The organism is Kitasatospora sp. McL0602, from assembly GCF_052076145.1.
Taxonomy (GTDB): Bacteria; Actinomycetota; Actinomycetes; order Streptomycetales; family Streptomycetaceae; genus Kitasatospora.
Genome location: NZ_CP197246.1, coordinates 2,740,573 through 2,753,316 on the forward strand (window position 1 = coordinate 2,740,573; position 12,744 = coordinate 2,753,316).

Genomic DNA, 12,744 nt, shown 5'->3' on the forward strand with positions numbered 1-12,744 from the left:
GGAGGAGCCCATCTCCCGCCACCCGGTGGGTCGGGACCGACGGACCGGGGGTTGTCCGGGACGCTCACGGTGACGACGATCGACTGTCCGGCCAGGGGATTGTCCGGATCAGGGACGGCCGACGAAGATCGACGGTCGAGCGACGCACTGGAAGTTCGACACCATGGACATCACATCGGGCCGCACGGCGGAGCAGCGTACGGCGAAGGGCTCCTGCTGCGGCCTCTTCCGCCTCGGGAGCCCGGTCCCGGCACAGCTGTGGAAGCTCACCGAACGCGAACGGGAGGTGATCCTTCTGCTCGGCGGGGCCGCGAGCAACCTGCGCATCGCGCACCGTCTGGGCATCGGGGAGCGCACTGCCAAGAAGCATGTCTCCAACATCCTGGAGAAGTTGGGCGTGGGGTCCCGGCTGGAAGCCGCCCTGCTGGCGGTGGACCACCATGACCTGCTCTGCGGTGGTTGGTGTCCTTCCGGGAACCCCCCTTGAGTACACCTCACCAAGGTCCACTGTTCGCGCACGCTCCGCCGCATGAGGATCTTGTCCCGCCGACCGGAAACACCGGTGGATCCGGAAGCTGCCCGCTCACCTGAGGCGCGGCCTGCCGTTCCGTGGCGTTCAAGGAGATATCTCTATGCGTAAGAGTGTGCGTTTCATCTCGGCGGCTGCCGTGGCTGCCATCACGATCGGAGTCGTCGGCCCGACGGCGGCGTCGGCAGCGGAGATCGAGCGCCCCGCAACGGCCGCTTCGGCGACCGCCGTCGACACGTCGTCCCCCGAGACCGTGGAGCTCACGACAGCCGAGATCGCCGAGTTCCAGCGGATCGCCCAGGAGGCGGCCCACGAGGCCGGGACCGGCGAGGACGTCCCGCAGATGCTGAGCGCGGCCTCCAGTGCCGGCAAGGCGCTGATCACCGTGCTCAAGAAGTCCCCGGCGCTCCTCAAGGGCGCCATCGAGGCGGCCAAGGCCGGTCGTGCCGCTTTCAACAGCTGGATGGGCAAGCAGAACTGGGCGGTCAAGACCGCATGGTGGGCGCTCAGCGGGGGTGTCCAGAGCTGGGTCTTCGACGAGATCGTCAAGCTGATTCACTGAGCCCTGTTTCGCCTGTCGCCGTACTCCGGTCGCAGGCCGTACGGAAGGTTTCTCCCATGTCCGACCCCGACTCCACCCGCAGCACCTCCGCCGAGGACGGTGTCGCCGTATTCGGCACGCTCCTGGTGCTACCGGCCGGAATCCTGCGGATGGCCTCCGGCGACCACACCGACTACCTGATGTGGGCGTGGATCCTCCAGGGTGTGGCCCTGGCCTTCATCCTGCTGGGGATCCTCATCGGGGCCGGACGGCAGAAACGCCCCTCCGCAGGAATCTGGGGTGTGCTCGTCGTCTGGACACTTGCCGCCGCGCATGGTCTGACCTACGTCTGACCTCCCGATGAGGCTGCGACCGCACGCCTGACGAGTTGTCCGCCTGTGCGCCCGGCTTGCAGGTGTGATCGTCCGACCCGACCGGCGGAGGGCCGGACGATCACACCTGCAAGCCGGTGCCGTGCGTCAGCGGGCGTCGGCCTCGGGACGGGGCAACGAAGGCGGGCTGTACGGACACAAGTACGCCGTCGCCGCGCCCGTGCAGCTCACGCAGATCGACCCGACCCAGCAGGGACGCCTAGTCACCGCTCTCGATCATCGCCTCGCCTGCTGGTCCACGCCTGGGGCGCCATGGCCTTCCGGCCTTGGCGCCCCAGGTTCCGTTCGTCGTGCAGCGCTGCGGGTCAGCGGGTCAGCAGTGCGCGGCGCCGCCTCGCGACTGCCAGGGCTCCCGCACCGGACAGCACCAGCAGTACGGCCGTCTCGCCCGCCTCGATCAGGTTCCCGGCGCCGGTCCTGGCCAACGGCGTCGGCGCCGGCACCGGCGGCGGCACCTCCAGCCGGATCGTCACCTCGGCCTGGTTGTTGGCCGGGATCGAGTCGGCCGTCTCCGAACTGATCACGCCGGGCACGGTGAAGGCCGTCGGGGTCTCGGCTCCGGTGGACAGGTTCACGGTGTAGTCCGGGTCGGTCACCTCGAACGGGTGCCGGGTGCAGACCACGGTCCGGCCGGTACCGGTGCAGGCCGGGTCCGATCCGGCGACGACGAACCCGACGCCGACCGGCAGCGTGATCGTCACCTTGGCGTGCTGGGCGACCGACGGGCCCTTGTTCTTGGCGGTGAACACCGCGGTGGCCACCTGACCCCGGGCGATCAGCGGTGTCGGGGTGGAGGCGGTCAGTTGCAGGTCGGCGACGGCCGGTGCCGGCTTACTGCCAGGCAGCCCGCCTGCGGGATCGTTCGGCAGCTTCGTTCCCTCAGTGTCCGAGGTGGGAGTCACCACGTTGGCGACATCCGAACCGTCGCCGACGTAGGCAGGATCCAGCCGTACCGTGAACACCCATGTCTTGGACGTCCCCGGCGCCAGCGACGGCACCGGACCACAGGTCACCGTCGCGCCGTTCACGCCGACCGGGCCGGTGCAGCCGTCCACCGACGACACGAACGACAGACTTGCCGGGAGTGGGTCCGGGGCCGTCACGTTCTTCGCCACCGACGGACCGTTGTTCGTCACGGTGACCTTGTAGTCGAAGGTCTCCCCCGGCGACACCGGTGTGGTCGTCGTGGCCGCCTTGGTCGTGGTGAGGTTGGCCTCGGGGGTGATCGGACCCGGCGGCGTCACCGGGTCATTGCCCGGGTCGGGCTTGATGGTGATCGTGTCCGAGGACGACGTCGCCACGTTCTTCAGGTCGGAGCCGTCGCCGGTGTAAGCCGGGTCCAACTTCACCGTGAACACCCACGCCTTCGACGCGCCGACGGCCAAGGACGCCACCGGGCCGCAGGTCACCGTCTGACCGGACGCGGTGCATCCATCGACCGAGGACACGAACGACAACCCTGCGGGGAGCGGGTCGGTCACCTTGGCGTTCCTCGCCACGGAGGGACCGTTGTTCGTGGTCGTCACCCGGTAGTCGAACGTGGCGCCAGGCTTGACCGGCGTCGCCGAGGTCGGCGCCTTGGTGGTCGTCAGGTTCGCCTGCGCGCCGATCGGACCAGGCGGTAGTACCGGGTCGTTGCCCGGGTCGGGCTTGGTGGTGATCGTGTCCGAGGACGACGTCGCCACATTCTTCAGATCCGAACCGTTCCCCGTGTAAGCCGGGTCCAACTTCACCGTGAACACCCACGACTTCGACGCACCCACCGCAGCCCCGCCACCGTGTCGTGGACCGGGCCGCCGCTGGCAGCGAGCGTCTTGTACGTGTCGGGTGCGTCGCCGTAGTTCTGTGCCTTCAGACAGCCCGCGGCGTCGGTCGCGACGGCTGACGGCGTCACCTTCCGCTGGGCCGGAATCTCCGCTCCCGGGATCGGACGGTCCGGCCGGGACGCCGACAGGTCAACCTCGTACAGGTCGCTGCCGGCGATCGTGTACAGGTCGCCCACGCTGTCGAACAGCACCGAACCGCTGCGAAGGACGGTCCCGGTGCTCACCTTCTCGATCGTGCGGCCGCCACGGGTGATGTCGATCCGGCGGATGTCGGTGTCGTAGGTTCCGCAGAGGTATCCGTCCACGGGGTGGAAGTCCGCGTCGTCGCCCCAGGCCAGCCAGTCGTTGAGGCTGAATTTGCTCACCACGGTGGCGAACAGGGGGCTCGAACGGTCGATGTCGATGACCGTGACGTCCTTGCCGAAGTTGCTCAGGTCGTAGTAGAGCCGCCCGTCCAGCGACACCGTGCCGGCCTCACCCGCGCCGTTGGACGCGCCGGTCACCGGGTTCGTTTTCACCGGGACCGAGGTCTCCCGGTTGGTGGTCGGGTTGTACTCGTAGAGGGTCCCCGCCGTCCCGCTCTTGACCCCCCAGACGGTCCCCGTCAGGCGGCTGTAGCCGATGCTGCTCGCGGAGGTGGCCCCGATCCGGGTCTGGACACCTGTCGCCAGGTTGAGTGCGTACATGCTTCCGCCGTTGACGACGTACGCGATTCCGTCGCAGGTGGCGGCCGGGGACGCGATCTTCGTCGAGGTCGTGCACGCCGTATCGGCCGAACCCTGCCGGCAGTTCGAGGCGGCGGCGCTGACCTGGTTGGTCAGAGCGGTGCCCACCGGCGCACTGCGGTTGACCGCGACCGAGTACACGAGCACGACGCGTTGCCCGGGATTCAGCGTGCCCGACCACGAGACTTTCGATGCGGCGTAGGTCGGCTGGGCCGCCCCGGTATTGCTCGTGGTCCCGGTCCACAGAGCCGCACTCGCGTCGTTGTTGTAGGTCGCGTTGCCCAGCACGCCGGAGAGGTCGTCGGACAGGTTGACGGTGGCGGCGACCGTATCGGCGTTGACCGCGGTCACCTGGTAGGTGAGGGCCGACCCGGCGTTGACCCCGCTCGGGCCGGCACCGGCGGTCTTGGAGACGAGAATCCGGTCCCCGACCCACTGGATCACTGCTTCTCCGTTGCCGCCGCTCGCGGTGCTGGCGCCGCCGTCACCGATCTTCGCGGTGTACAGCGGATCGGTCTTTCCCGCCGATGCCCCCGGTCCGGACTGGGTGCCGGCGCCGCCGGCGGTGGTGGCACCGTTGCTGACCCCGGCGCCGCCGATGTAGCCGGACCCGCCACCGCCGCCGCTGTCGGTGTCCGGAACGGTGCCGGGACCGCAAGCCCCTCCGCCTCCGCCGCTACCGCCCGCTTGACGGCTGGCCGCCGGGGCTCCGCCACCCCCGCCCGCGATCAACAGGGCGTTCGCGGCCGTCCCGGCACTCCCCGACCACAGGGCGCTCATCCCGCCGCCGCTGGCTCCGAAAAGGGAGGTGCCGCCTCCGCCGTAGGTGGCCGCCGTACTCTTCGCCACCCCGCCCCGGCCGACCGTCACGGTCAACAGCTGCCCAGGCGTGACAGCGACCCGCCCCGTCGTGTAGCCGCCTCCGCCCGCCGAGTTCCAGGCGTCGCTGGCAGTGCCGGCGTGCCCTCCGCCCCCGGCACCCCACAACCGGACGTCCAACGACGTAACGCCCGCCGGTACGGTGAACGTCTGGTCACCGCCGCTGAAGGTGATCCGACGGCACAGGTCGAAGCCCGTGGTCGGAGTGCACGGCGTCAAGGCCCGGTCGCCCGGTTGTGCCGCCGAAGCCCACGTGACAGCAGCCAGCGTCCCCGTACTGGCACTCGAAGCCACCAGCGCCCCGGACACCAGGATCCGAAGCAGCCGCGGCAGGCGCCGCATCGACACGCCAGCAAACCAAGCACCCAGCCCGACCACGACGATCCTCCAACCGGACGAGTGTGCTCGTCCGAATACTCGGATCGAAGCTTTAAAGCATATGTATCCATCCGGTTGCGAATCTCCAGTCAAATAAGCACATCACCTGGCCGGAATCACCGTTACGGAGCAGTGTGCTGATATTCCGTCACGGGCTCGTCGCCACGACTGCCCCGGCGACGCCGGACCAGCACCACACCCACGCCCGTCGCGACGGCGACCAACACACCGGACGCCACCGAAACCCCCCAGACCGCGCCGGAGCCACCGAACCAACCCGCGTCGCCGGAAGCCGAGACCAGCCGCTCGGTGGCCGAGGCGCACCCGGCAACGCCGCTGCCGCCGTCGGCCTGTACGCATGCCGTGGTGACCAGCGTCGGGCCCGCGACCTTCGACGGGCTCTTCTGCTGCACCACCACCGAGTCCACCGCCCGCGCATCGGCGATCCGGCCGACCGTGCCGGTGGTCCGCACCACGGCCGTGCCCCGCGCCGGCACCGCCACGACCCACTGCACCTGCGACCCGCCGACGGTCCCGGCCGGTTCCGATGCCGCCAGCGACAGACCCGGCGGCAGCAACTGCGTGATCACCGCAGCCGGGTACGCCGTGTCCGAGGTGTTGCGCACCTCGATCGTGTAGGCGGCCTGCTCCCCCTCCCGGACCTGGCCTGCCGGCCCGTTCAGGCTGACGGCCAGGCCGGGCTGTGCATCCCCGGCCGCCACGGCGGGCACACCTGCCCACAGAAAACCGGCGGCGAGGGCTGAAGCAGCCAAAGGAAGACGGAGACGCTGAAATCTCGACACGGTATTCCTCGATTGCTGCAAATACGCCGCCAGAACGTATTCGTCTTAGCAAATCAGGCCAGGGTACGGCGCATTGCCGCGCCGGAACCCGGCTGCACTCCCTCCTGGTGGAGGCGGCGGAACGGCGTCAGCAGCAGGACGCCGACCCAGCCCACGACGGCGGCCCCCGAGAGCGCGACGGCGGCCGACGCCCCGAGGTACTGGGCGCCGAGGCCGCCGAGCAGGGAGCCGAGCGGCAGCGCGCCGTGCGAGAGCAGGCGGTACCCGGCGGTCACCCGGCCCAGCATGTCGCGTCGGACCAGCCGCTGACGGGTGCTCATCGCGTGGACGTTGTAGACGCCCAGACCGGCGGTGCAAGCCGCAGTTCCGGCGATCAGGATCGCGATCCTCGCCCACGGCTCGGCGGCCAGCCCGGCGGCGGCCAGGCCCGCCATCCCGAGGCCGGTGACTACCAGGCCGCCCATCATCGCGGTCGTCGGGCGGGCCACCCGGCCGATCCGCTCGGCCAGCACAGATCCGGCGACCCCGCCCAGGGCCCCGCAGGCGTAGACGGCGCCGACCACGGAGGGTGGCAGGGCCAGCGACCCGACGATGAAGACCACCAGCACTGTGCCGTAGGCCTGGAGGAAGAGATTGGCGACCCCGCTGCACAGAGCGAGCGTCAGCAGGCCCTTCTCCCGGAACAGGTAGCCGAAGCCCTCGCGGGCCATGGTCGACCAGCGCTGCCTGGGCGCGCGCTCGGTGGGCCGCATCCGCAGCGAGGCGATCAGCCCGCCGGAGAGGAAGAAGCTGACCGAGTCGGCGATCAGCGCCGTCGGGGCGCCCAGCAGCTGCGTCAGGACGCCGCCGAGCCCCGGGCCGGCCACGTCCGTCACCGAATAGCTGGTGTTGACGGCGGCGTTGCCCGCGAGGATCCGGTCCTCCTCGACCACGTGCGGCAGGATCGAGTGGTGGGCGACGTCGGCCATCGCCTTGAAGCAGCCCAGCAGCAGCCCCAGCACATACAGCCAGAGCAGCGAGAGCCGGTCCAACGCGGCGAGGACGGGCACCGCCAGCAGCAGGACCCCTCGGGCGGCGTCGCACAGGGAGTTGACCAGTTTGACGGGGAAGCGGTCCACCACGACCCCGGCCACCGGGGTGACGAACAGCACCGGCAGCGTCTGGACCATGGCCAGGGTGCCGATCTGCAGGGGGTCGGCGCCCAGCGTCAGCATCGCCGTCAGGGGCAGGGCGACGACCGTCACCTGCGAGCCGATGCCGGAGACCGTGACGGCGCTCCAGAGCGACAGGAAGCCCCGGTGCCGGTAGATGCTCCGAGGCGTGCCGGAACCGCTCACGTGATGAGCCGGTGGTCCCGCAGGAGCCGGTAGTAGCCGCTGATCTCGTCGAGCGGGACGCTGACCCCGTCCTCGGCCAACTGCGCCTGGACCAGCCGGAGTGCCTCCCGCTCGGTCCGGCCGTGGGCGACACCCCAGAGCAGGACCCCCGGGCCGCTGAGCGCCACGGCCTGCGAGGCGGCCTGGGACGCCGTCTGCTGCGTCACCAGGTAGCTGTCACTGGTCCGCAGGAGCGAGTCCGTCGGCTGCCTTCGGCAGTGCGCCGGGTGGGCGGTCGGCACCGGCCGGTAGCGGTAGCCGGTCGTCGCCATCGCGAGCAGGTCCTGGGCCAGCCAGAGATTGCGGTGGACCGCGTCCCCCGGCGAGGGCAGGTGCGGGTCGCGCAGGATCGCGCCGACCACGGCGTCGGGCCCGTCACCGAGCCCGGAGCCCGCCGTGCGGGCCCACTTGGCCCAGAGCCACTTGGTGTTCAGGTAGTAGTCGCCGCGACCGGCGAGGTAGGCCTCGGCGGCGCGGTAGAGCGCCTCGCGGGACTGGTACTCGGCGCCCGGGAGATCACCGTTGAGAAGCGCGCCGGTCACGTCGTCCCCGATGTTCTCGACGTCCGTCGCATGCCGTGCCACCAGCAGCCGCTGGTACTCCTCGCACCGGTCCGCCAGGCGGTCGAGCAGGGCGCCCAACGCGCCGTCCTCGTCCACGACGATCTCGCCGAGCAGGAACCGGGTCAGCGAATCCAACCGGCTCCGGGTGGCGTACCCGATCTGTTCCAGGTCCTCGGCCGTGCTGCGGAAGGTCGTGCAGGTGTCCACCAGGCGGCGGAGCGAGGTGAGTTCGAGGTACTCGATGTCCACCCGGGCCCCCTCGAAGGCCAGTTGCTCGGAGGAGGCCGGAGCGCGGGAGTCCAGCACCACGAAGATGTCGATGTCGGACTTCGGTGAGCCGAGGCCTGCGGTGGGCGCTCCGCCCATGTAGATCCGCCGGTAGCCGCGCTCGCTCTCCAGCCAGTGGGCCGCCCGACGGCCGCGCTCGGTGATCTCCTGGAGGGCCCTGCGCGAAGTCTCCGGCAGGCCAAGGTCGTTCGAAGCCACGTTCCCTCTCTCGTCGCCACTGCTTCTCCCTGTGCGGGGCGCCGGCACCAGGGGGTGCCGGCGCCCCCGGCCCCCGCTGTCTCGCGGGGGCGTCGCCTACTCGGCGAGGCCGCGCGCCACCGGCTTCGGAGTCGTACCCATCGTGAACACCCCCTCCCGTGCTGGTGCGGCACCCCACCGGACGGTGGGGCGAGTCAGGTGCTGTTCCGGGACGCCTCGGGCAGAGCCGACGGCTCGTCAGCAGCTACCGGGGTCAGCCGGGTCCTGGCGGCCAGCAGGGTCGCCGCGCCGAGGGTGACACCGAGGGCGCCGCAGGCCGCGGCGGTGCGCAGCGTCCCGTCGGAGAGGACGACCCCGGCGACGGCCGCGCCCAGCGCGATGCCGACGCCGATGAAGGTCACCAGCCAGGCGAAGGCCTCGGTGACGGCCCCCGCCGGTGCCAACTCGCCGACGAGGCCGAAGGAGACCGTCAGCAGCGGGGCGAAGAAGACCCCGGTCAGCACGGCCAGCAGACAGCTTCCCGCCGGGCCCGGGACCAGCGCCACCAGCCAGTACGACCCTGCCATGCCCGCCGCCAGAAGGACAGCCTTGTCCGGGGCCGACGCCTTCCAGCTGGCCGTGCCGACCGCGCCGTAGGTCAGCGCTCCGACGAGTGCCCCGAGAGCCGACAGGGCAAGCAGGGTGCCCGCGCCGCCCACCAGGTGGTGCTTCTCGGCGTACGCCACGGTGAAGACGTTGAAGGCCCCGACGGCCACTCCGGAGCCACCCAGGGCGACCAGCAGGAGCAGCAGCCCGGTGCTGCGCAGGGGGCCGAGCCAGTGCCGCGCGGCGGGCGTGGCGGCCGGTGCCCAGGCGCGGGAGGGGGCGGCGGTGGCCATCCCGACGGAGCCGGCCAGGCCGAGGACGGCGGCGGCCCACAGGGTGTCCCGGGCCGGGGCCAGTGCGACTACCCCCGCGACGACCAACGGGCCCGCGATGAAGAGGAGTTCCTGCGCGCCGGCGTCGACGGCGTAGGCCTGCTCGACCTCGTCCGGCTCGACCAGCTCGGGCCACAGGGTGCGCAGGCAGGGCTCCAGCGGCGGGGCGGCAGCCCCGGCCACCGCCGCCCCGAGCACGGCCGCCCACCGTGTCCCGGGGGCGGCCGCCAGCAGGGCGAACCCGGCCGCCGCCAGGCAGGAGGAGAACAGCAGCGTCCGGGGCTGCCCGGTACGGTCCACCAGCCGGCCCAGCAGCGGGCCGCCGATCGCGCCCGCTGCGGCGAACACTCCGGTCGTCAGGCCCACCAGCTGGTAGCCGTACCCCGCGTGGCGGAGCGTCAGGGCGATGCCGAGGGCGGCCATCGCCCCGGGCAGCCGTCCGACCAGCGAGCTGGAGAGCAGTCTGACGACATGAGGCCGGCCCAGGAGGGCGAGGTAGGGCATGGGTGGTGGTCTCCTTCGGTGTTGAGGCTCAGCGCAGTGAGCGGTGGATCAGCGCGGCGACACCGTCCTCGTCGTTGCTCGGCAGCACGAGCTGAGCGGCGTCCCGCACCTGGGGGTGGGCGTTGGCCACGGCGGCGGCGAGCCCTGCGGCGCGGAGCATCGGTATGTCGTTGGGCATGTCCCCCACCGCGGCGGTCCGGGCGACGGGCACGGACAGGTGCTCGGCGAGCCAGTGCAGGGCCTGTCCCTTGTCCACCCCCCGGGCGGAGAGCTCAACGAATCGGCTGGTGGAGCGGGTGACCTCCAGCCGGTCGCCGACCAGGTCGACGACGGCGCGTTCCAGCTCCTCCGGCGTCAGCTCGCCGTGGATCGCCAGGAGCTTCACCACCGGATCACCGGGGTGGATCGCCGCCCGCGCCGCGCTCACCGGCTCGTGCGGCCAGCAGTACGGGACGAGGTCGGCGAACCCCTTCTCCAGGTAGAGGCCGCCGTTCGACTCGACCCCCATGACCAGGCCCGGGATCGCGCCCTGCAGCGCGGAGACCACCGAGGAGCACTCGGCCGGGTCGAAGCCCCGGTTCAGCAGCGCCGAGCCGGTTTCGGCGTCGACCACCACGGCGCCGTTGCTGCACACCAGCGGGCCGGTCAGCCCGTACCTGCGGGTGAGTGGCAGGGCGTCGCGCACCGGTCGGCCGGTGACGCAGACGACGGCGAGCCCTGAACGGTGCGCAGTCTCGATGGCCTCGATGCTCCCGGGGCTCAGTTCACCCCGGGAGTCGAGCAGTGTGCCGTCCAGATCCGTGCAGATGAGCTGAACCAGGTCCACGAACACTCCCGTCCCTCTGCTCGGCCGAACGGTCGAGCACCTCGTCACCGTGGCGGCCGACGTGGCGTCACCGGGATGAGGTCATCCGGTGATCCTGCGCACCAGGTCGGTCCAGGCCGCCACTATCTCGTGCGCGGAGGCACCCTGGCGGAACAAGTCCTTGTCCAGCGGCCTGCCCTGGGGGTCGCGCAGGCGCATGCAGTCGGGGGAGATCTCGGAGTTGATCACCGGCTGCCCGTCCGGGCCGTCGCCGATGACCAGGCAGAAGTCCCACAGGTCGAGCGGGGAGAGCCAGTCGCGGAGCGCCTCGTTGGTGGCCAGCGCCGTGCGGCGGTACGCGTCGGTGTCGACGCCCAGGGCCTTGAGGTAGTCCTCGCCGATCGGCTGGTCCTCCGGGTCCACCCGGAAGTCGAACTTCACCACCGGCGGGTCGAAGCGGTGCCCCTCGGCGAACAGGCCGGGGTACTTGACGGTGGTGGACCCGGTCGCGAGGTTCTTGACGATGACCTCGAACGGCGGCCCCGGCACGTAGTCGGCGAGGTAGGAGTTGTCGCTCAGTCGCTCCCGGAAGACCGTCCTGATCCCCCGCTCCGCCAGCCGCGCGGCCGCCGCCTGGTAGAAGTCCAGCCGCAGCTTGGCGGTCGCCGGGATCAGCTCGTCCCGGTCGTAGGTGAAGCTGCGCAGGCTGGGGATGATCTCGATCTCGCAGGTGCCGTCCCCCCGGCGCCACAGCCGCTTGCTGCGCCCGACGATGTCCGGGGCGCCCCGCCCGTCGGTCGGCTGCTCCTGGACTGCCACAGCCTGCGCCGCCTGTGCTGCCTCGGACTTCAGCGCGGCGAAGCCCGGCTTGATCACGTCGTTGATCATCGCCAGCCGCTCGTCGAACGGCAGGAACGAGGACTTCATCGCGTTGATGGTGAACCACTGCACGTCGTCGAGGGTGTAGCCGAAGGCCGCGCTCAGCTCCTCGAACTCACGGCTCACGCTCGTACCGCTCATCAGCCGGTTGTCGGTGTTGACCGTCACCCGGAAGCCGAGCTCGCGCAGCACCCCGACGGGGTGTTCGGCGTACGAGGGGGCCGCGCCGGTCTGCAGGTTGGACGTCGGGCACAGCTCCAGCGGGATCCGCCGGTCGCGCACGTAGGCGGCGAGCTCCCCGAGCGTCGCGGTGCCGTCCTCGGCCATCTTGATGTCGTCGATGATGCGCACGCCGTGGCCGAGCCGCTCGGCGCCGCAGAGTTGCAGCGCCTCCCAGATGGACGGCAGGCCGAAGCCCTCGCCCGCGTGGATGGTGAAGTGCGCGTTCTCCCGCTGCAGGTACTCGAACGAGGAGAGCTGCCGGGACGGCCGGAACCCGGCCTCGGCACCCGCGATGTCGAACCCGACGACGCCCTCGTGCCGGTTCAGCACGACCAACTCGGCGACCTCCTGGGCGCGGTCGGCGTGCCGCATGGCGGCGAGCAGGGCGCCCACCCGGATGCCGTGTCCGGCGGCGGCGGCCCGGCGCTCCCCTTCGCGGAAGCCCTCCAGCACCGCCTGCACCACCTGACCGAGGGTCAGGCCGCGCTCGACGTGCAGCTCCGGGGCGAACCTGACCTCGGCGTAGACGACGCCGTCGGCCGCCAGGTCCTCGGCGCACTCCGCCGCGACCCGGTGCAGGGCCTCGCGGGTCTGGGTGACGCCGACGGTGTGCCGGAAGGTCTCCAGGTAGCGCTCCAGCGAGCCGGAGTCGGCGGCGGCCTGGAACCAGGTGCCCAGCTCCTCGGCGTCGGTCGTCGGCAGATCGTCGTACCCGCACTCCCGCGCCAGCTCGACCACCGTCAGCGGCCTCAGCCCGCCGTCCAGATGGTCGTGCAGCAGCACCTTCGGTGCGCGACGGATCTGGGCCGAAATCGACGTTCCCACAGCTGAGTTCGTAAGTGACATGACGAGAGCCTAGGATCGACGCGCGTAGATCTCAAGGGTGTTCGGTGCGCACGGCGAGGGGGCGGCGGCCGTG

Annotated in this window: 11 protein-coding genes and 1 pseudogene; 3 read left to right on the forward strand and 9 right to left on the reverse strand. The window is 71.1% G+C overall.

Annotated elements, in window-relative coordinates; translation table 11 throughout:
* Positions 1-163: 163 nt before the first annotated feature.
* The 3 genes from ACR68M_RS12345 to ACR68M_RS12355 all read left to right on the forward strand — a co-directional run bounded on the left by ACR68M_RS12345 (position 164) and on the right by ACR68M_RS12355 (position 1,423).
* Entirely contained in the window at positions 164-487 is a 324-nt protein-coding gene (locus ACR68M_RS12345; RefSeq protein WP_441250507.1) for a response regulator transcription factor, read from the forward strand.
* A gap of 145 nt (positions 488-632) precedes the next feature.
* The gene (locus ACR68M_RS12350; RefSeq protein WP_441250508.1) at positions 633-1,091 is read left to right on the forward strand and encodes a hypothetical protein; all 459 of its coding nucleotides are present in this window, start codon (positions 633-635) and stop codon (positions 1,089-1,091) included.
* A 56-nt stretch (positions 1,092-1,147) separates the two neighbouring features.
* Positions 1,148-1,423 (forward strand): hypothetical protein, encoded by a 276-nt coding sequence (locus ACR68M_RS12355; protein WP_441250509.1) that lies wholly within the window; start codon positions 1,148-1,150, stop codon positions 1,421-1,423.
* Positions 1,424-1,767: 344 nt separating this feature from the next.
* Here ACR68M_RS12355 and ACR68M_RS12360 read toward each other — a convergent pair whose 3' ends face one another.
* From ACR68M_RS12360 to ACR68M_RS12400, 9 genes and pseudogenes are all read right to left on the reverse strand, one after another.
* On the reverse strand, positions 1,768-3,147 hold the full coding sequence (locus ACR68M_RS12360; RefSeq protein WP_441250510.1) for a hypothetical protein: 1,380 nt from the start codon (positions 3,145-3,147) through the stop codon (positions 1,768-1,770).
* Positions 3,148-3,191: 44 nt separating this feature from the next.
* Positions 3,192-5,270 carry a hypothetical protein gene (locus ACR68M_RS12365; protein ID WP_441250511.1) on the reverse strand — a complete coding sequence of 693 codons (2,079 nt, stop codon included), beginning with the start codon at positions 5,268-5,270 and terminating at the stop codon, positions 3,192-3,194.
* 122 nt (positions 5,271-5,392) lie between these two features.
* Positions 5,393-5,992, reverse strand: coding sequence for a hypothetical protein (locus ACR68M_RS12370; RefSeq protein WP_441250512.1), 600 nt, complete (start codon positions 5,990-5,992; stop codon positions 5,393-5,395).
* 134 nt (positions 5,993-6,126) lie between these two features.
* Positions 6,127-7,410 carry an MFS transporter gene (locus tag ACR68M_RS12375; RefSeq protein ID WP_441250513.1) on the reverse strand — a complete coding sequence of 428 codons (1,284 nt, stop codon included), beginning with the start codon at positions 7,408-7,410 and terminating at the stop codon, positions 6,127-6,129.
* Entirely contained in the window at positions 7,407-8,498 is a 1,092-nt protein-coding gene (locus ACR68M_RS12380; RefSeq protein ID WP_441250514.1) for a hypothetical protein, read from the reverse strand. Before ACR68M_RS12380 ends, ACR68M_RS12375 begins: the two co-directional genes overlap by 4 nt.
* Before the next feature lie 194 nt (positions 8,499-8,692).
* Positions 8,693-9,919 (reverse strand): MFS transporter, encoded by a 1,227-nt coding sequence (locus ACR68M_RS12385; RefSeq protein WP_441250515.1) that lies wholly within the window; start codon positions 9,917-9,919, stop codon positions 8,693-8,695.
* Positions 9,920-9,947: 28 nt separating this feature from the next.
* On the reverse strand, positions 9,948-10,745 hold the full coding sequence (locus ACR68M_RS12390; RefSeq protein WP_441250516.1) for a Cof-type HAD-IIB family hydrolase: 798 nt from the start codon (positions 10,743-10,745) through the stop codon (positions 9,948-9,950).
* Between the two features lie 81 nt (positions 10,746-10,826).
* Positions 10,827-11,543, reverse strand: a complete 717-nt coding sequence (locus ACR68M_RS12395) for a phosphoribosylaminoimidazolesuccinocarboxamide synthase (protein WP_441251594.1) — start codon at positions 11,541-11,543, stop codon at positions 10,827-10,829.
* A gap of 21 nt (positions 11,544-11,564) precedes the next feature.
* Positions 11,565-12,671 (reverse strand): annotated as a pseudogene (locus tag ACR68M_RS12400) (adenosine deaminase); the annotation flags it as partial.
* Positions 12,672-12,744: the final 73 nt, after the last annotated feature.

Excerpts from the sequence above, each read along its gene's own strand:
- ACR68M_RS12345 (WP_441250507.1), top strand. The coding sequence starts at position 164 with ATGGACATCACATCGGGCCGCACGGCGGAGCAGCGTACGGCGAAGGGC.
- ACR68M_RS12350 (WP_441250508.1), top strand. The coding sequence starts at position 633 with ATGCGTAAGAGTGTGCGTTTCATCTCGGCGGCTGCCGTGGCTGCCATC.
- ACR68M_RS12355 (WP_441250509.1), top strand. The coding sequence starts at position 1,148 with ATGTCCGACCCCGACTCCACCCGCAGCACCTCCGCCGAGGACGGTGTC.
- ACR68M_RS12385 (WP_441250515.1), bottom strand. The coding sequence starts at position 9,919 with ATGCCCTACCTCGCCCTCCTGGGCCGGCCTCATGTCGTCAGACTGCTC.